The 17,607-nt window shown below is 51.3% G+C and carries 18 protein-coding genes and 1 pseudogene; 14 read left to right on the top strand and 5 right to left on the bottom strand.

Translation table 11 applies throughout. The features are described from left to right. Positions 1–25 precede the first annotated feature (25 nt). Positions 26–757, bottom strand: coding sequence for a nucleoside/nucleotide kinase family protein (locus HA49_RS02855; protein WP_038020862.1), 732 nt, complete (start codon positions 755–757; stop codon positions 26–28). Between the two features lie 374 nt (positions 758–1,131). Between HA49_RS02855 and HA49_RS02860 the strand changes: the two are divergent. From HA49_RS02860 to HA49_RS02915, 13 genes and pseudogenes are all read left to right on the top strand, one after another. Continuing rightward, a pseudogene (locus HA49_RS02860) lies at positions 1,132–1,759 on the top strand (nucleoside/nucleotide kinase family protein). A 59-nt stretch (positions 1,760–1,818) separates the two neighbouring features. Then, positions 1,819–2,514 carry a nucleoside/nucleotide kinase family protein gene (locus tag HA49_RS02865; RefSeq protein WP_038020439.1) on the top strand — a complete coding sequence of 232 codons (696 nt, stop codon included), beginning with the start codon at positions 1,819–1,821 and terminating at the stop codon, positions 2,512–2,514. 126 nt (positions 2,515–2,640) lie between these two features. Continuing rightward, a complete protein-coding gene (locus tag HA49_RS02870; RefSeq protein ID WP_038020440.1) occupies positions 2,641–3,975 on the top strand; it encodes a lipopolysaccharide biosynthesis protein in 1,335 nt (444 codons plus the stop codon). A gap of 2 nt (positions 3,976–3,977) precedes the next feature. Continuing rightward, positions 3,978–4,808, top strand: a complete 831-nt coding sequence (locus HA49_RS02875; RefSeq protein WP_038020441.1) for a hypothetical protein — start codon at positions 3,978–3,980, stop codon at positions 4,806–4,808. 25 nt (positions 4,809–4,833) lie between these two features. Further along, positions 4,834–5,397, top strand: a complete 564-nt coding sequence (locus HA49_RS02880; RefSeq protein WP_038020442.1) for a YtfJ family protein — start codon at positions 4,834–4,836, stop codon at positions 5,395–5,397. Positions 5,398–5,472: 75 nt separating this feature from the next. After that, positions 5,473–6,543, top strand: a complete 1,071-nt coding sequence (lptF, locus tag HA49_RS02885) for an LPS export ABC transporter permease LptF (protein ID WP_038020443.1) — start codon at positions 5,473–5,475, stop codon at positions 6,541–6,543. Next, positions 6,540–7,619, top strand: a complete 1,080-nt coding sequence (lptG, locus tag HA49_RS02890) for an LPS export ABC transporter permease LptG (protein WP_038020444.1) — start codon at positions 6,540–6,542, stop codon at positions 7,617–7,619. The genes lptF and lptG overlap by 4 nt, the downstream gene beginning before the upstream one ends. A gap of 412 nt (positions 7,620–8,031) precedes the next feature. Continuing rightward, the gene (locus HA49_RS02895) at positions 8,032–8,970 is read left to right on the top strand and encodes an NTP/NDP exchange transporter (RefSeq protein WP_156994519.1); all 939 of its coding nucleotides are present in this window, start codon (positions 8,032–8,034) and stop codon (positions 8,968–8,970) included. Beyond that, on the top strand, positions 8,879–9,397 hold the full coding sequence (locus HA49_RS21725) for a hypothetical protein (protein WP_156994521.1): 519 nt from the start codon (positions 8,879–8,881) through the stop codon (positions 9,395–9,397). The genes HA49_RS02895 and HA49_RS21725 overlap by 92 nt, the downstream gene beginning before the upstream one ends. Further along, positions 9,378–10,214: an aldo/keto reductase gene (locus HA49_RS02900; RefSeq protein ID WP_038020445.1), complete on the top strand. Its 837-nt coding sequence runs from the start codon at positions 9,378–9,380 to the stop codon at positions 10,212–10,214. Before HA49_RS21725 ends, HA49_RS02900 begins: the two co-directional genes overlap by 20 nt. 145 nt (positions 10,215–10,359) lie before the next feature. Beyond that, complete coding sequence (locus HA49_RS02905) at positions 10,360–10,950, top strand: cupin domain-containing protein (RefSeq protein WP_156994523.1); 591 nt, start codon at positions 10,360–10,362, stop codon at positions 10,948–10,950. Between the two features lie 244 nt (positions 10,951–11,194). Next, a complete protein-coding gene (locus tag HA49_RS02910; RefSeq protein WP_038020447.1) occupies positions 11,195–11,743 on the top strand; it encodes a YbhB/YbcL family Raf kinase inhibitor-like protein in 549 nt (182 codons plus the stop codon). 13 nt (positions 11,744–11,756) lie between these two features. Further along, complete coding sequence (locus HA49_RS02915; RefSeq protein WP_038020449.1) at positions 11,757–11,942, top strand: tautomerase family protein; 186 nt, start codon at positions 11,757–11,759, stop codon at positions 11,940–11,942. A 65-nt stretch (positions 11,943–12,007) separates the two neighbouring features. Here HA49_RS02915 and HA49_RS02920 read toward each other — a convergent pair whose 3' ends face one another. Next, positions 12,008–13,183 carry an MFS transporter gene (locus HA49_RS02920; RefSeq protein WP_038020450.1) on the bottom strand — a complete coding sequence of 392 codons (1,176 nt, stop codon included), beginning with the start codon at positions 13,181–13,183 and terminating at the stop codon, positions 12,008–12,010. Positions 13,184–13,441: 258 nt separating this feature from the next. Further along, positions 13,442–14,932, bottom strand: a complete 1,491-nt coding sequence (locus HA49_RS02925) for an MFS transporter (protein WP_038020452.1) — start codon at positions 14,930–14,932, stop codon at positions 13,442–13,444. Between the two features lie 165 nt (positions 14,933–15,097). On the opposite strand from HA49_RS02925, the gene HA49_RS02930 reads away from it, so the two are divergent. Continuing rightward, entirely contained in the window at positions 15,098–15,712 is a 615-nt protein-coding gene (locus HA49_RS02930; protein WP_038020453.1) for a TetR/AcrR family transcriptional regulator, read from the top strand. Between the two features lie 59 nt (positions 15,713–15,771). On the opposite strand, the gene HA49_RS02935 is transcribed toward HA49_RS02930, so the two are convergent. After that, entirely contained in the window at positions 15,772–16,500 is a 729-nt protein-coding gene (locus HA49_RS02935) for a MerR family transcriptional regulator (RefSeq protein ID WP_038020455.1), read from the bottom strand. 240 nt (positions 16,501–16,740) lie between these two features. Next, complete coding sequence (locus HA49_RS02940) at positions 16,741–17,511, bottom strand: arylamine N-acetyltransferase family protein (protein ID WP_038020457.1); 771 nt, start codon at positions 17,509–17,511, stop codon at positions 16,741–16,743. Between the last annotated feature and the right edge of the window lie 96 nt (positions 17,512–17,607).

The following is a 17,607-nucleotide window of genomic DNA, read 5'->3' on the forward strand; positions in this document are numbered from 1 at the left end:
TTTTTTCTGATTATCGGACACCAGTTCAGGTGTTTTGAGCCATATTCTGCGTGGCCTGAATCTGATAACCGTGAGTATCCATAAACTGACGAATGGCTGATTCAGCATGAGAAATAACGTCAGTGATCGGCTGGTTCGCATCAATATTAATAATTCTCGCCCCTTCAAAGGTCAGCAATGGGGTGGTGGCGATTTTCTTTTCCAGCTGTTCTTTTGAATGATCGGGTTTACGCTGACAAGCGACATCCAGATCCACATTCAGTTTAATCACTAAATCAGGTTTCTGTGCTGCCATCCATTTAAATGCTTTGAGTTCACGACCTGCCATCCAGCGGATAACCGGATTGCCTTTGGTATTTACCGGGAACACCGGGCCATCATAAGCGCCGGGAATTTGTGCCTGCGGAAAACGGTCAGTCAAAACAATTAACCCCTCACGACGATATTTCATCATGCGGCGAAAACGTAATACCCGACGCAGCACAAACGCCATAATCACCAGTGAAGGTAAAAACTTAACCTTAGATTTTCCGGTTTTTACTTTTTTAGTATTGCGTGTAATGGCTTTGTCCAGAAACCGGCCGATCACCGGCCACTGAGCCACAGCACGGCCAACATTACCCGCCTGCTTTCCTAAGTGAACCCTGATGGCAGGGCCATAATTGTTCATATCGGTAATAAGTTGTTCACAGACAGTGGACTTTCCTGAGCCATCACTGCCAATGACCGCAATAAGCGGTGGGAGTCTGGAATTCATGATCATAAGCTCTTATAATACAAGACCCTTAATATATCATTTTGCCGGTAAAATGTCGCCAGCAACTGCTGCAGATTTGATATTTATATGTCGGTTAAAAATTGCAATAAATATTCGCCCGTCTGCGCACAAAATATTAAGAAAAACACAAAAAATAACCCGGGTCATAATTCATTATTTGCACCTCCCGCCATTATTTGTCCCGGGCCGGATAAATTTCTTGAACCTGTAAATAATTAGAATAAAATAGATTTTTTGCTATTGGATGTCTTGTGGTGTCAGAACAGAGAAACGCCGGAAAAACTCATACGGCAGGGCGCGTTATCGCGATTACTGGCTGCGACGGGTCCGGAAAATCAACACTTGCTGCCAGTCTGGTTAGTCACTTTTCTTCGCAGGAACCTACAGAATTACTTTACCTTGGCCAGTCCTCCGGGTTTATTGGTAAGTGGATCAGTGAGCTGCCGCTGATTGGTGGTGCGCTGGGGCGTTTCCTGGTGGCCAAATCAGACAAGGTTCATAAGCGTCCGTCGCAGCCACCGGGTAATGCCACTGCATTGGTGATTTTTTTTGCTCTCCTGCTGGCGTAGCTATAAGTTCAGAAAAATGCTGACGAAAGGTCGTCAGGGTCAGTTGCTGATTACCGACCGATACCCACAGGCCGAAGTGGCCGGTTTCCGTTTCGATGGTGCCCAACTGGCAAAGACCCATGGCGGAAATCGTTGGGTAAGCTGGTTACGCAGTAAGGAAAAACAACTTTACCGTTGGATGGCCTCTTATCCGCCACTGTTGCTGATACGGCTGGATGTTGATGAGCAAACAGCCTATGCAAGGAAACCCGATCACGAGCTGTCTGCCTTACGGGAGAAAATAGCCGTTATTCCACAGCTTAATTTTAACGGCGCACGGATTCTGGATTTGGATGGCAGGGACCCTGCCGCTCAGATACTCAGCCAGTCTTTACAAGCGATCGATCAGGCATTGTCAGAGTCTGCCCGGTAATTCCCGGACCTGAGCACCTGCGGCCGGTTAACACAGAACAATCACAGACGGAGTAAAGTTTGTCGGCAGATTATATAAAGGGACTGATTGCGGTAGTCGGAAGTGACGGCACCGGTAAATCAACCCTGACAAATGATATTGTAAAAAAATTGCAACAGCAGCAGCCTACGGAACGTCGCTATCTTGGGCTTATTTCCGGTGAAGATGGCGATAAAATCAAGAAACTCCCGGTTATCGGAGTATGGCTGGAACGTCGTCTGGCCGCCAAATCCGATAAGACTCAGCGCATGAGTAACCAGGGGCCGGCACTCTGGGCCGCGGTCATTATGTATGGCTTTTCTCTGTGGCGTGCGTCGAATTTGCGTAAAGCGGTACGTCTGGCACAAAGTGGAGTACTGGTGATAAGCGATCGATATCCGCAGGCAGAGATATCAGGATTTTATTATGACGGACCGGGCATTGGTGTTGAGCGGGTGACCGGTTGGCTGAAGACCCGATTGGCAGAAAAGGAGCGTGAGCTTTACCGCGAAATGGCGAAGACACGCCCTGAGCTGATTCTCAGACTTGATATTGATGTAGACACCGCATTGTCACGTAAGCCGGACCATAGCTATGAGGAACTGAAAGATAAGATTTCTCAGATGGTACGTATTGAGTATAACGGGGCTAAAATTGCCGAGCTGGATGCCAGGGCAGCCTATGACCAGGTGTTAAGCCAGGCCCTGCAGGCCATTGAGGCGCGGGGCAGCCGGTAACAATAATACAGCAATTATGCAGGCGGGCGCGGTAAAATGAGTAAAAGTAAGACCGCGAACAGCACCGATCCGCGCCCGGGTATGCAGGGTTCTGGTCACCCACGGTGATGATGACAGGTAACAGAAATGAAGCATTGGTTTTCAGACGGTGCATTCCGCTCAATGTTGCGAAATGCCGCCTATTTAGGATCGGGCAGTGTGGCAAGTGCACTGCTTGGCCTGCTGGCACTCTCCTGTGCAGGTAAGGGGATGACCCCACAGTTATTTGGTGTTCTGGTCGTGATACAGGCCTATGCCAAGGCTGTCAGTGATTTGATAAAATTTCAGACCTGGCAGTTTGTGGTGCAATTTGGTACCCCGGCACTGGAAGCGAAAAATATTCCACGCTTCCGTGAAGTGATCTCATTTTCTTTCGGCCTGGATATAGCAAGTAGTGTGATTGCGATATTAGGGGGGATGGCTGTTCTGCCATTTCTCGCGCACTCCCTGGGGTTGGATCGGGAAAGTTTCTGGCTGGCGATTTTGTATTGTACGTTAATACCGTCGATGACTTCTTCTACTCCCACCGGTATTTTGCGGGCATTTGACCGTTTCGATTTAATTGCCATTCAGCAGGCGGTCAGACCATTTTTACAGGCGATAGGTAGCCTGATCTCTTATTTTTGTCACCTCGGATTTGCCGGTTTTATTATCACCTGGTATTTATCCAATCTGGTCGGTGGAACTCTTTTCTGGTGGTTTGCAGGTCAGGAATTAAAACGTCGTGATATTCATAATGCACTCAAACCTGCATTATTCAGCAGTGGTCGCCGTTTGCAGGGAGCCTGGGATTTTGTCTGGACCACCAATATTGCACATACTATCTGGGCGGCCAGAAACTCCTGCAGTACCGTGCTGGTCGGGATAGTACTTGGCCCTGCAGCGGCGGGTTTATTTAAAATTGCGATGACGTTTTTTGATGCAACCGGGACACCTGCTCAGTTACTGGAAAAAAGTTTTTACCCGGAAATCATGCGTCTTGACCCGCGAACCACCAAACCCTGGGTACTCGGTTTACGCTCGGCATTAATCGCGGGTGGGATAGGGGTCGCTGTGGCGTTACTGGTATTTGCGGTGGGTAAGCCCCTGATTTCGGTGGTCTTTGGACATGAATACCTGGAAGCTTATGATTTAATTAAAATCATGTTGGGGGCTACCATTGTTGCCATGATGGGCTTCCCACAGGAATCACTGCTGTTTATGGCAGGAAAGCAAAGGGCCTTCCTGATAGTGCAGATGCTGGGTTGTGTCTGCTACCTGAGCCTGCTTATCAGCATTTCCTATCTGTTTGGCGTACAGGGGGCCGCTTATGCCTATTTTGCCGGACAATGTCTGGATGTGTTACTGACATTTATTCCGACACTACGTGCTTACCGGCGGCGTAGCGGACTGCGTTTTACTATGGCCCCGGAGAGTCATTAAATATGAGTAACAACTGGCAAAAATTTTCCACCGACGCGACTGAATTATTATTTAGTGCGGTGGATGAAGATGATGTGGTAGATGCCGAATATGCGCTGCCGGAACATATTGACCTGTTTTGTCCGCAACAGATCATGCAAAAGAATTATGCGCTTTGTCTGCAATTCTGGGAAGACGGTTTTACCCGTAAAGAATTACTGGGTCTGGTTGATGATTTTCTGAAGGATAGTGATAAGCCGCTGGCGGTTAAAATGCGCTACAAATATATCCGCGCACGCTATAAGCATTTACGCTTTGCTCAACGTCTTTACAGCAAAAAACATCAGTCTGGTGCTTTGTTTAATATGACTACGGTATTACTGGGTCATTTTCAGGATGCATTCCGTAACGGTAATCAGCAAAAGCTCCGTTTTTACGGCAATATTTTGCGGTTGTTCCTGAGTAAACCCGTCTGGTCTAAAGTGCGCTTCTCGCTGCATCATATTGATATGGATTCAGAACAAGGTTTTGTGGATTATCGCCGTAACCAGATAAAGAAACTGCGGGAACTGTTGGCCAATTCACAACTCACAGGTAAACAGTTTCATGATGTACGCAAAGTTGTCAGTCAACAGGTATCCTTCTATGACACTCTGCGGTCACTTGAACCTGATAATCGCGAAGCGCGTAAAATTTCGCGTTTTATGGCAGCGATTAACGGGCTAATGGGTGACCGGCATGATGTGATGGTTGCCGACAAACTGGCAGGGGGAAGTTCCTACGACCGTCCTGCACCACTGGACAGTGATATTCGTCACCGTCTGGAACAGCTGCTGGCAATATTTCCTGCGTAGCGACTCACCCTAAGGGAGAGATGAAATGAACCTTTACCGGTCACTGATAATGTTAGTCACGGTGTTGCTGCCGTCGATGGCTTTTGCTCATAATTTCGTCAACGGCCAGCCGGTCCCGTCGTTGTCCATCAGCGATCGCGGTGAGCTGTCTCTGGTCAATAACGAGGTCCGTTACCAGCGATGGGACAGCAGTCAACTCGCCGGGAAGGTGCGCATAATTCAGTATATCGCCGGACGTACGTCAGCTAAGGATATGAATAGTGCACTGATTACGGCTGTAAAAAATGCAGCGTTTCCCCGGGGGAAATTTCAGGCGACGACCATCGTTAATACCGATGATGCTATCCCGGGGACAGGCTATTTTGTCCGTAATAAAATTGAAAAGAATCTCAGGGAATACCCCTGGGCGCAGTTCATTGTTGACAGCAATGGTACCGGTCGTAGCCGCTGGCAGTTGCAGCCCCACAGCTCAACGATTATCGTGCTGGATAATGCCGGCCGGGTTCAGTGGGCAAAAGATGGCGCTCTGACACCTGCCGAAGTGACCCGGGTCATCGGTCTGGTCAACACGCTGACCACTAAAGAGTAATGTTATGTACAGATCTCCGGACTATTTACGGCGGGCAATCCTCCCGGGCATTAATGTGGTTGACGGGAAAATGCAATGTCGTTGATTGAACGTTATGTGATGCTGGGGATTAACCGGCTGGTGATGATTATTGTCGGCTTCCTGATCTTTATGTTTGCCAGCTATTCCGCACAGCGCTACCTGACTGATGCGGCAAACGGTACACTGGCATTGCAGGTTGTATTCGATGTCGTTTGCTACAAGGTATTGATTGCCCTTGAAATGCTGTTGCCGGTGGGGTTGTATGTTGCCACTGCGGTTGCGTTGGGGCAGTTGTATACCGATTCTGAAATTACCGCTATCTTTGCCGCGGGGGCCAGTCCGCTGAAGCTGTATAAAGCTGTGCTGTTTTTGGCCGTTCCGTTGGCCGTGCTGGTGGCACTATTGTCGCTTTATGGAAGGCCCTGGGCGTACGCTAATATCTACCGCTTACAGCAACAGTCACTGTCCGCGCTGGATGTCACTCACTTGCAGGCGAATAAGTTTAACGTCAATGGTAGCGGACGGATGGTACTGGCTACGCGTATTGATCCTTCAGCCCATCAGCTGGATGATGCATTGATCTATTCCCGTTCAGATAATAAGACCAACCTCTACCGTTCACATTCGGTGGTCGTGACCAATCCTTCGCCTGAGACTCCCTCTGTGTTGCTGAAAGGGGGGACTGCCTACAGTCTGGACAGACAGGGCAAAGATGACAATATGCAGAATTATAGTAACCTGAACATCGCTCTGAAACCGGCTGCCGATACCACCGATATCATGCGTAAATCGGCATCGCTCAGTCAGTTAATCCGCCATCCTACCCCGGAAAATATCGCAGAGCTGCAGTGGCGTGAGAGTCGTGGCATTAATACCCTACTGATGGTGTTGCTGGCTATCCCGCTAAGCCGTACCCGACCTCGTCAGGGGCGGTATGCGACACTATTACCACTGACATTATTGTTCATTGCCATTTTTTATGGCGGTAATGTTTGTCGCACCCTGGTCGCCAATGGTTCTCTGCCGGCAATCCCGGGAGGGTGGCTGGTGACGGTATTAATGGCCCTGGGTTTACTGGGCTTTATCGCCAGAGACTTTTCGCTACTGCGGAAAAAAGCCCGATGAGCATTATTACCCGTTATCTGATCCGCAATTTGCTGGCAGGGTTTGCCGCGGCAGCAGGATTACTGATCCCACTGTTTACTACCTTTAATCTTATTAATGAACTGGAAGATGTCACACCGACAGGCTACCACTGGACCCAGGCACTACTGGTGGTAGTGATGACCATCCCACGGAGTCTGATCGATTTAGGGCCGTTTATTGCCTTGTTGGGGGGGATTGTCGGGCTGGGGCAGCTTTCTAAGACCCTTGAGCTAACGGCCATCCGTAGTGCCGGAGTTTCGGTTCGGCATATTGCCCTGGTGATTCTCGGGGCAGGTTTGTGCGCGGCACTATTGTCCGGCGCTTTCGATCAGTGGGTAGCCGCTCCTTTGCAGCAGCGGGCTCAGGAAATTAAAAGTACCGCACAGGCACAGGGCGGAGAGGGGGAAAATGCAGGCAATAATCTGTGGGCCAGAAACAAAAACGAGTTTATTACCGTCAGATATCTGGACTCTCACAATCAACCGGTGGATATCGAGATTTTTGATTATAATCCCGACCTGACACTGCGTTCTTACCTCTATGCCAGGACCGCCGCCATCGGCAGCCAGGGAGTCTGGACTTTACGTGATGTCACCGAAAAGCAGTGGAATAACGGGGCAGAAACCATTAATCACCTGGACCAGCTACAGTGGAAATCTATTTTTACCGATGTCCGTCTGAAAGATCTGACACAGCCGTCTGACAGCTTCTCTGTAAGCCAGTTGCGACACTATATCAGCTATTTAAAGAATACCGGCCAGCCAGACAATGAGTTCCGGATAGCCTTGTGGAAAAAGGCGGGGCAGCCTCTGTTGATTATTGCGATGATTCTGCTGGCCGTCCCATTTACTTTCAGCGCTCCTCGTTCCACCGGGGCTGGAGCCAGGCTGGCCCTCGGGGTGATTGTGGGTCTGCTAACCTATATTGCTTACCAGATAATCCTTAACCTCGGACTATTACTCTCTTTTAATGCCACTCTGACGGCGGTGGGACCGCCACTGCTAATACTGCTACTGGCATTATGGCTGGTCAGCCGTTTCGACCGGCAACAATAAGCCGTAGTCAGATTTTCTGCATCGCGCGACACAAGGTGTGGTGCAGAATATCCTGCTGACTACTTACCGCATACCAGCACCCTGATTCTGCCTCGTGTGTGTCGCCTGGTTCCTTAGCGAACTTATGAAGATCTCTGTCCGGAATGACATTCATTTTGTAATTTCTTACACAAAAAGCTCGCGCAGATCCTGGCCGCCGTGATGGGAGCTCTGAACGCTTAACACAGTACATGTGCGCTGGTTAGCGCCGGTATTCAGGCTGGAGGAAGCGCGGACGGTGAATTGACACTATCAGGGATCATGCCTAGTTTTACTATAAAGTTTTTCGCGTTACCGGCATTCTGTTCCGGCGTAAAACCGGAGGCATGACTGCCAGTGGCAACGGTTTTCTGAACAGTGAGCTGAACTCGTTATGGTCAGTAGTAACCCATTCAGACAAGAGCCAGGCAGGCATTCTGCAATTCTTAGTTTTCTTAACGTCCGGCCGGAAGAGTGGCGCCCCTTACTCTGGTGCATGGCCTATATCTTCTGTCTGTTGTGTTCTTACTATATCCTGCGTCCGGTCAGGGATGCCCTCGGTGTAGAGGGTGGGGTACGCAATCTACAGTGGCTGTTTACCGCGACTCTGATTTGCATGCTGTTGCTCAATCTGCCCTTTTCCGCGCTGTCGCGTACCTTTCCTCGTCAGCGTTTATTGCCAGTGATCTACCGCTTTTTTGTGATGAATCTGCTGGTTTTTGCCGGCCTGATGATGTGGTTACCGCAGGGTGAACGAGTCTGGGTAGGACGGGTCTTTTTTGTCTGGGTCTCAGTATTTAATCTGTATGCCGTCTCGGTATTCTGGGTGTTGGTGGCTGACCTGTTTAGCACCGAACGGGCAAGGCGGTTATTTGCGTTAATGGCGGCCGGGGCAACGGTCGGGGCCATCGGTGGATCATTTGTGACCACACTACTGGCGCGGGTCATGAACACCACCGGATTGTTAATTGTTTCCGCGGTACTACTGGAAGTCGCGGTGTTTTGTGTTCACCGGTTGATCCGGCATGGCGGGGGGCTGTCTGCCTCCTCGCAGGGGGAACAACTGGGCCATAATGAAGAGGTGCCTCCGGTCGGAGGTTCTGTGTTTGCCGGTATCACTCATACCCTGCGTTCGCCCTATCTGAGGAATATATGTCTGTACATGTTGTTATTTTCCACCACCTCAACTCTGCTTTACTTCCGGCAGGCGGAGCTGGTGCAACATGCTTTCAGCAGTGAAGATGCAAGGACAACCTTTTTTTGCGGCCACCGATCTGGCGGTAAACATCCTGACCTTACTTACCCAGCTGTTTATCACCAGCCGGCTGCTTAATCGTTATGGCACCGCTCTGGTACTCTGTTTTCTGCCGGTATTGACGATTGCCGGGTTTATGGCGCTGTCACTGTGGCCAACCTTGTGGGCGGTTATTGCCTTTACCGTTTTGCGTCGGGCGGGCAATTTCGCACTGGCCCGTCCCGCACGTGAGGTGCTGTTCACCGTGCTGCAACGTGAAGATAAGTATAAAGCCAAAAGCTTTATCGATACTGCTGTCTACCGTGCCGGGGATCAGGCCGGAGCCTGGAGCTGGACAGCAATGGGGGCCATTGGTTTACCGGCCGCCATGCTGGCCTGGGTCGCCGTGCCTCTGTCACTTATCTGGTGGGTCAACAGTTTGTGGCTGGGACGCAGGCAACGCCTTATGACAGATAATCAGCACCCACAAATCAAGGAGGCAAGCTATGAACAAGGTCATCATTAACCAGCAATCAGTCGCACCCATCGGCATGGGTAGTTGGCATCTCGGCCAGGGCAGGCACAGTGAAGCGGAAGAGATAGACGCGCTGCGTACCGGGGTATCACTGGGTTTGCAGGTCATAGACACGGCTGAAATGTACGGCGATGGACGGTCAGAGACTCTGATAGGTAAAGCGCTTAAAGGCATTCGCCAACAGGTGTTTCTGGTGTCAAAAATTTATCCTTCACATGCTAATTCCCGCATGATGCAGCAGAGCTGTGATGACAGCCTGAAAAGGTTACAGACAGATGTGCTGGATCTTTATCTGTTGCACTGGCGTGGAGGGAACGACCTTCACGAAGTGGTCAGCGGATTTGAAAAACTGAAATCCCAGGGAAAAATTAAAGCCTGGGGAGTCTCTAATTTTGATACCGGGGATATGCAGGACCTGATGGCTGTGGAAGGCGGCAATCAGTGCGCCACTAATCAGGTATTTTACAATGTTGCCAGTCGGGGCATTGAATACGATCTGATGCCCTGGTGTACACAGCACAAAATCCCGTTAATGGCCTATTCACCCCTCGGCGGCAGCGGTTCTCATTTAATGCGTCATCCGGCGATCACGGCCATCGCTGCCCGGCGGCAGACCAGCCCGGCGACGATACTGCTGGCGTGGGCAATTCGTAACGGTAAGACCATCGCTATTCCTGAGTCTGGTGAAGCGGCACATATTCGCCAAAATGCTGCGGTTTTGGAATTTACCCTGCAACCGGAAGATTTGCAGGCCATCGATGCGGCGTTTCCACCACCGGATAAAAAAGTCCGATTAGAAATGCGCTGATTTTGCAGGCGATAAGCGCGGGGGCTTAGTCTGAAATTATCAGCAGTACGATAAACCGCCGCCAGCTGTCTGCCCGGCGTTGAGCGTCCATACTACGGCCTGTTATGCCGTAAGGTATTCAGCGAATTATTGTTTCGGGAGCCTGATGATGAGAGATATTTCACGACGAAAATTAATTCAGGGGATAGCAGTACTGACTGTGCTGTCACCGCTGGCGGCCAGAGCTGCCTCAAATCCGCTAAAGCTTTCCTCCGGCCAGCCAGCCTCCGGGCACTGGTATTTTACGGCGGATGACTGGGTTCCAAACAACCCGCAGTTACCGGTTATCCACGTCAGTTTACCTGAGGCTGCAGTGACGGATGCAGCCGCTGTAAGTCATCTGCTCCGACAGTACGGCTGGCAGGCACAATGGCAGGCGGCACCTTTCGCATTTCAGCATTTTCACAGTACCAGCCATCAGCTACTGACTGTGATGCAGGGAGAAGGAGTGATGCGAGTTGGTGGAGCACAGGGGAAACTCCGGAGTTTAACACCGGGAGACATGCTGATTTTGCCCGCGGGTACCGGACAGCAGCTCGTCAGCAGCAGTGATGATTTTCAGGTGCTGGCTGCTTACCCCGAAGATCAGTGCTGGGATGTGTGCCGTAGTGCCATTTCGTCTACGGCGATCCGGCGAATGGCCGGGCTGCCGTTGCCTGACCATGCACCATTGGTGGCAGCACTACAGAAGGTATGACATTCAGGATAGCCATGCCATAGATCTCTTCAGGTGGCAGAAAACAGCGTGTAGTATCAGCGCTGGACTGCAGGCCAGGTAATTTTTCTGATTGTGATCAGTACGCCATAATGGCAACTCACCGCTGACAGAGGGGTGCTAAGCTTTATTCGCCTTACCCTTACGGGATATTTTGCGGTGCTGTTGTCAGCGAGCCGCGACCGGAGTCAGAAACTGATACTCCGAAAACCTCAGGAGAACCTGCATGAAGCGAATAACACAATCTCTGTTACTTACTGGTTTACTGACACTCTCTTCGGCGGCTCTTGCCGCACCTTTCAGCCTTTCCTCAGACAGTTTTAGTAACGGTGGGGTAGCACCGTTATCGATGGGTGGTGGTGGTAAATGCCCCGGCAATAATACCTCTCCGCAACTCAGCTGGAGTAATGCTCCGGCAGGGACAAAGAGTTTTGTGCTATTAATCGAAGATCCACAGGGCGCGAACGGGCTGGGTGTGATGCATTTCATCGGTTATGGCATCGATGCGACCCGACATCAGTTTGCCAGCGGTGAACTGGCGAAAAAGTCGCTGTATACTTCCGGCATTAATGTTCGCGGCGGTACCGGTTATGCCGGACCTTGTCCGCCGGCCAATGCGGATGTCCATAATTATAACTTCACCCTGATTGCCACCGACCTGGATACTCATGCGTTGTCAGAGGGAATGGATAAAGCAGAACTGGCGAAACAGTTGAAAGGTCATACGCTGGCTGCCGCAGGAATTGTTGCCCGTTACGAACTACCTAACCAATAAAGAGGAACAGAGTATGCCTGAAGTCGTGGTTAACCTTGCCGCTGGTCGCAGCGAAGAACAGAAAGATCAACTGATGCAGGGAATTTTTGAAGTTGTCAAAAATACCCTGGGTGTGAAAGAAGAATATATAGTCGTTTCTCTGAATGAAGTGCCAAAGCAGCATAAAACCCGTGGCGGCAAACGCTTCGATAAACTGTAAACTGCTCTGATTCTACAGAGTAGTACAGGGCGGTAGCCACTCAGTGCTGCCGCCTGCACAACATTTTAGCGCTTGAGCCTGAGTATCAGCCCCAGTCCGACCACACAACAGGCCGCCCCCACCGCAAACACCGAAGAGTAACCCAACTGAGTCGCCAGTACCCCGGTCAACGGACCGGTTGCTGCGTATGAGACATCCTGAAATGCTGCGAATGTTCCCATGGCGGTCCCTCTGACCTGCGGTTCGACACGTTTGACCACTTCCACCCCTAATGCCGGGAAGATCAAAGAACAACCAAAACCGGTCAGTGCAGTACCTGCCAGCGCCAGCGCCGGTTGTGAGGCAAAAAAGATTAACAACAGACCCAGCGTTTCAATGACAAACGAAACCAGTGCCACCGGTAATCCGCCCACCTTATCCGGCAGGTGACCAAAGAAAATTCGCATACAGACAAATGCACCACCAAAGCAGGTGAGCGCCAGCCCGGCATGTGGCCAACCCTGTGATGTGAATAGCAGCGAAATGAAAGTACCGATCACCGCAAACCCCACGCCCTGGAGAAACAGTGCCACACCTAATGGCCAGATATGACCCAGCATCTGCCACATGGAGACCGGTTTACCGTGATGCGGTGCGACACCAGGAATACGCAGATTATTCAGTAATCCCAGCAGAGGCAGAATAATAACGGATGCACCGAGTGCCAGGAAACCCCAGTGCTGATTAATCACCATCCCCAGTGGAGCACCGGCCGCCAGCGCACCGTATATTGCCATACCCGCCAGCGACATCACTTTCCCGGACTGTTGCTTGCTGACCAGTCCCAGTCCCCAGGTCAGGTGACCGGTGATTAACTGGCTCTCACCGAAGCCAAGCACCAGACGCCCGGCAATCAGAATCCCGAATTTAGTCAGGTTATCTACCGGCAGCAGATCGGCGGCAATGTAAGTGGTACCTGCCAGTATACAGGCACAGATACCCTGCAAATTAGAACGTTTTCCTCCGCGGCTGTCGGCCAGACGACCGGCGTAAGCCCGGGTCAGCACGGTGGCCAGAAACTGAATACCCACGGCTATACCCACCATGGTATTGCTGAGCCCGAGCTGATGGTGGACATACAATGGGATCACCGGTAACGGCAGACCGACGCAGAGATACGAGAGAAACAGAGAGACAGAAATGGGTAACAGGTGATGGCTGCCGGCAGACGCTGGCGGATTCAGGGTATTTTCAGATGACATAACATTACTCACTGTGCCCGGAAGGCATTTCAGGAACGCAAATATCTTCCGCAAAAGATCTTTGCGGAAGCCGTGCGTTGGGTAACGTTAACGCTTACGCGTAACGGACTGACCGTTACGGAAATAACAAGCCTAGCCGGAGGATAGTATTCACTGAACTGATTAATTGCAAGAAAATGCAACAATTCTGCCAATATCACTGCCAGCGATGCGCCGTCGGTCCGAAGCGCAGCAGCGCACAATCAGAGCTGAAACACATTATCCGGCGGAAACCTCCGGAGGATTTGCAGAGCGGAAGCGTCGGGAGCAGAGCAGTGCCAAACCAGCCGCCATCAGCAGGCTAACCAGGCCCGCACACAATACCGCCAGCGAAAATCCACTGGCATAGGCGTGCCGTGTCAGAGTCAGCAGCCCATCGGGGGCAGTTATCACCTGACGATTAACCGGAATGACGTTCAGAGGCTGTTGATGAATATGCTGACCAGTGAGCTGATGTCTGGCATGCAAACTCATCACGGATCCCAGTAATGCGATACCCAGTGTCATTCCTGCCTGGCGCACAGCATTCATGGTAGCGGAAGCCATTCCGGCACGTTGCGCATCTGTACTTCGCATCACCAGCCCACTGACAGCGGGAATAGCCACCCCCATGCCGGCCCCTAGAATCATCAGCCACAGGGCCATGCTGCTGTAATGACTGTCAGCCTGTAACCGTGACAGCAGTAATAAACCCGTGCCGGTGATGATAAATCCACTGACTGCCAGCGATTCACTGCGAAAACGGGCAGAAATGCGGCCAAACAACAATGACGTTACCGCCATTGCAATAAATTCCGGGGCCATTTTCCAGCCGGTATCAAACGGCGTCTGTCCCTGAGCCTGTTGCAGAAACAGAGAAACTAAAAAAATGCTGCTATAAGAGGAAAACCCGAGAACCGCCGAGGCCAGGGTATAACCGGAGAAATCTATATTGCTGAACAGGCTGAGCGGCAGCAGAGGACGGACAACCCGCTGTTCTGTCCAGAGCAGGGCGACAAACGCCAGTACAGACAACATAACTGACCCATAGGCCGTAATACTCAGCCAGCCAGACTGGCCGGCGGAGATCAGCCCGTAGGTCAGGCAACCCAGAGTCAGGATACTCAGTACCTGGCCCAACGGGTCAAGTGCTGCATGTTCCGGATGAGCATTTTCCTGTAATCCATAGGCGCCGAGCAGCAGAGCAACAATCCCCACAGGAAGGTTGATAACAAAGATAGATGGCCATCCCGCACTATTGACCAGCCAGCCGCCAAGTAATGGTCCCAGAGCCAGTGATACGGCACTGATGGAGGACCAGAGTCCAATCACCCGCAGCCGGGCGTTCTGATCAGGGAACGCATGGGACAGTAATGTCAGCGCTCCCGGGATAACCGCAGCCCCGGCAATACCCTGAATGACCCGGCCGGCCAGCAGGACCGGCAGCGAACCGGACAATGCACAAACTGCTGACCCAACGGTAAACAAGGCAATTCCCACCAACCAGATACGTTTACGCCCGTAACGGTCACCCAGTGGTCCGGAGGAGAGAATCAGCCCGGACAAGCACAGCGCATAGGCATCGACCACCCACTGCAATCCTGCCATAGTAGTGTTTAAAGAGGACTGCATTGTGTCGAGGGCGACATTGACAATGCTGATATCCAGTGATGCCATAAAAGTGCCCAGGCAAACGGCAATCACCAGCGCCGGACGCTGAAACTGTTGCATAAGGAGTGACCTGATTATCCAAATTAAATGAGAACGATTATCAATATAGTTTATGACTGACCGTCGGTCAATGGGGTTTTAGCGATGCAGTAAAAGTAGGGCGACTGGTCAAGGCCCGTAACATCCGTTACGATGACCGCGAAATGCTTGTCCCGGGACGATTAAATGAAAAACTCCGCCATACCTGAACGTCCGCAGCCCAGAACTAAACCCGTAGAGGTCCGGCTTGATGAACTGATGGATGCGGCACAACAGTTATTTATCAGCAAAGGGTTTGAAGCCACCACAATCAGTGACATCGTACGTGATGCAGGTGTCGCCAAAGGCACCTTTTATCACTATTTTGCCTCGAAGAACGAAATGCTGGATGCGTTACGTGAACGTTTTACCCGACAATTTATTGCAACCCTCCAGCAGGCCGTGGAGAGCTGTGCAGTCGGAGACAGTATCGGACGGCTGAGGGCCTGGTGCCATGCCGGAGTTGCCGCCTATCTTCAGGGAATGGATCTGCACGATATGCTGTATCACGACCACCATTATCATACCCGTGGCAACCGGGACCGCGATGCGGTGCTCAGTCAGATTCTGGCAATTCTTAGCGCCGGGCAGGAGGCGGGTAGCTGGAAATCTGACGATCTCCACCTGACCGCAATACTGATGTATCACGGGATGCATGGCGCGGTGGATAATATTGTGGTGAGCGACCCGTTACAGGCGGAACACCTGGCTGAAGCTTTAACACGTCAGTTTATGCAGCTGCTCAGTTGCCAGCCGGAGTAAGCCATTTATTTGAACGGAGGTTATTGCCTGCAGGCCAACTGCTGTTCTGGACGGCTGGCTTATAAGGTAATAATCTCCAGCATTACGCCCTGTTGCTGCCAATGCTCTGCCTGTCGGGTCATAGAGGAAGTTAGTGTACCGTGGGTTATTAACAGCCAGCGTCGTCCGGCGACCACTTCCGGTGCCAGAGTGTCCGGTACCTGTGGCAGTACATCAAACCGGTAATTACCCCCGCTGCGTTTAAGTGCTTCCAGCCATACTTCCCCGGGGTCAGCCAGTTGCCAGCCGCTGATCAGATAATTGTCGCCGCGGCTTTTACGGTCTTTGTCCAGGCAGAAGGCGGTATAAGTGATGATGATACCGTCAAGAATTTCACGCAGTGTCATCATTGCCGGTACCCTGGCGGAAAATTTGCTCCGCAGTGGACGCAGAAGTTCAGTGACCAGTTCTGAACGTGGATAGTCACGCCCTGCGCTATAAATCTGCTGGCGTAATGCTTCTGTTTTGCCTGTTTTCAACAGTTCCAGCATTTGCTCCTGCAACTGCAACCAGTTATTGGCCTGTCCTTGTTCAGGACGGCTGAGCAACGGCCTCACCTGGCTTATCGGTACACCCTTTTTTATCCAGTCGAGGATTTTCAGCGCCAGCTCAACATCTTCATTGCTGTACAGACGATGACCGCCTTCGGTACGCTGCGGGGTTAACAGCCCGTAGCGCCGTTGCCAGGCACGCAGAGTCGTCGCATTGATACCGCAACGTTTAGAAAATTCACCAATCGGATAAGCCATGCCACACGCCTGAAATTGAAAGTGACGCTAATATACTACGGCTAAGCCCGACGGGGGAAATTCAGCAGAAGGTGATACCCGGAGCTGGCTTAAGCTAAGCACATTTTGACGGGTTAATCTGTCAGTCAAGGCTGGCGGGAAATGAGCAGGTCATGAACATTTTATCAACGTATCGCGCCCGCTCTGTCTGTAATCAGGGCAAACACAGAGCGGGTGAGATCAATTCACGGCCTGACAGAATTATCCGCCGGTTGCTAATGCAAAGCGTTTTTTCATCACTTCAACGATATCCTTTTCGTCAATCTGCTGTTTTACGGAACCTTTGGCAGTAATGGTCTTTAACGTATTGCCCAGTAATATCAGCCGTTGTGAGACGTTATGCAGCATGATCAACCGCTTTTGCACAAAAATGGTTTCCGGATGGGTAGAGTTCAGATAGTTCGCCGGCAGAAAATCAACCCATTCGGTCGGCGACAGGTCAAAGCTGTACTGGTTGGCCCATACGCCTTCGGCTTTTGCCTGCAACAGATACACGCCTTCTTCATCCTTTGTCAGCCGGAAGGTATCAAAATCCTGGGGAATTTCGCAGTCAGTCATATCCAGCGCCAGCGGGGCACGAATACCATAACTGCCAAATCCGAGATCACAGAGCCACTGGCGGCCTTCGGTTTCCGCGACCAGCGCCATATGGGTTTTCGGACGGCGGGCGGGGTAGAACATCGGCCGGGCGGCGACAAACCGGTAACGAATACCGGATGCCTGTAATGCCATGGCGAACAGCCCGTTCAGCTCATAACAATAGCCACCACGGTGCTGATACAGCAGTTTATCGGTGATCTCTTCAGGGATCAGTGACACCACCTTACCTGCCTGCACATCCAGATTTTCAAACGGGATGGCAAACAGCTGATGGCGCATCAGTGCATGCAGTGTCGCAGTGTCGGCTGCCGCCGTGCCGGTATAGTGAATACGACTAAAATAGGCCGAAAGATCAAAGTTATCGCTGTGCATAATGCCTCCGTGTCTGGTTGATGTCCGTCACTATAGATGGCACTGCAGATTGGCTGTATAGTCAGATTTATTGAAAATTACCCTGTACAGATTGGT

Origin of the sequence: Tatumella morbirosei (assembly GCF_000757425.2) — a bacterium.
In the GTDB taxonomy this organism is placed as follows: Bacteria; Pseudomonadota; Gammaproteobacteria; order Enterobacterales; family Enterobacteriaceae; genus Tatumella; species Tatumella morbirosei.

Coding starts and splice junctions, on each gene's coding strand:
- HA49_RS02855 (WP_038020862.1), bottom strand. CDS start 757: ATGAATTCCAGACTCCCACCGCTTATTGCGGTCATTGGCAGTGATGGC.
- HA49_RS02925 (WP_038020452.1), bottom strand. CDS start 14,932: ATGCAACAGTTTCAGCGTCCGGCGCTGGTGATTGCCGTTTGCCTGGGC.
- HA49_RS02870 (WP_038020440.1), top strand. CDS start 2,641: ATGAAGCATTGGTTTTCAGACGGTGCATTCCGCTCAATGTTGCGAAAT.
- HA49_RS02895 (WP_156994519.1), top strand. CDS start 8,032: ATGGTCAGTAGTAACCCATTCAGACAAGAGCCAGGCAGGCATTCTGCA.
- HA49_RS02875 (WP_038020441.1), top strand. CDS start 3,978: ATGAGTAACAACTGGCAAAAATTTTCCACCGACGCGACTGAATTATTA.
- HA49_RS02930 (WP_038020453.1), top strand. CDS start 15,098: ATGAAAAACTCCGCCATACCTGAACGTCCGCAGCCCAGAACTAAACCC.
- lptF (WP_038020443.1), top strand. CDS start 5,473: ATGTCGTTGATTGAACGTTATGTGATGCTGGGGATTAACCGGCTGGTG.
- HA49_RS02915 (WP_038020449.1), top strand. CDS start 11,757: ATGCCTGAAGTCGTGGTTAACCTTGCCGCTGGTCGCAGCGAAGAACAG.
- lptG (WP_038020444.1), top strand. CDS start 6,540: ATGAGCATTATTACCCGTTATCTGATCCGCAATTTGCTGGCAGGGTTT.
- HA49_RS02940 (WP_038020457.1), bottom strand. CDS start 17,511: ATGCACAGCGATAACTTTGATCTTTCGGCCTATTTTAGTCGTATTCAC.
- HA49_RS21725 (WP_156994521.1), top strand. CDS start 8,879: ATGCAAGGACAACCTTTTTTTGCGGCCACCGATCTGGCGGTAAACATC.
- HA49_RS02910 (WP_038020447.1), top strand. CDS start 11,195: ATGAAGCGAATAACACAATCTCTGTTACTTACTGGTTTACTGACACTC.
- HA49_RS02920 (WP_038020450.1), bottom strand. CDS start 13,183: ATGTCATCTGAAAATACCCTGAATCCGCCAGCGTCTGCCGGCAGCCAT.
- HA49_RS02905 (WP_156994523.1), top strand. CDS start 10,360: ATGATGAGAGATATTTCACGACGAAAATTAATTCAGGGGATAGCAGTA.
- HA49_RS02935 (WP_038020455.1), bottom strand. CDS start 16,500: ATGGCTTATCCGATTGGTGAATTTTCTAAACGTTGCGGTATCAATGCG.
- HA49_RS02880 (WP_038020442.1), top strand. CDS start 4,834: ATGAACCTTTACCGGTCACTGATAATGTTAGTCACGGTGTTGCTGCCG.
- HA49_RS02900 (WP_038020445.1), top strand. CDS start 9,378: ATGAACAAGGTCATCATTAACCAGCAATCAGTCGCACCCATCGGCATG.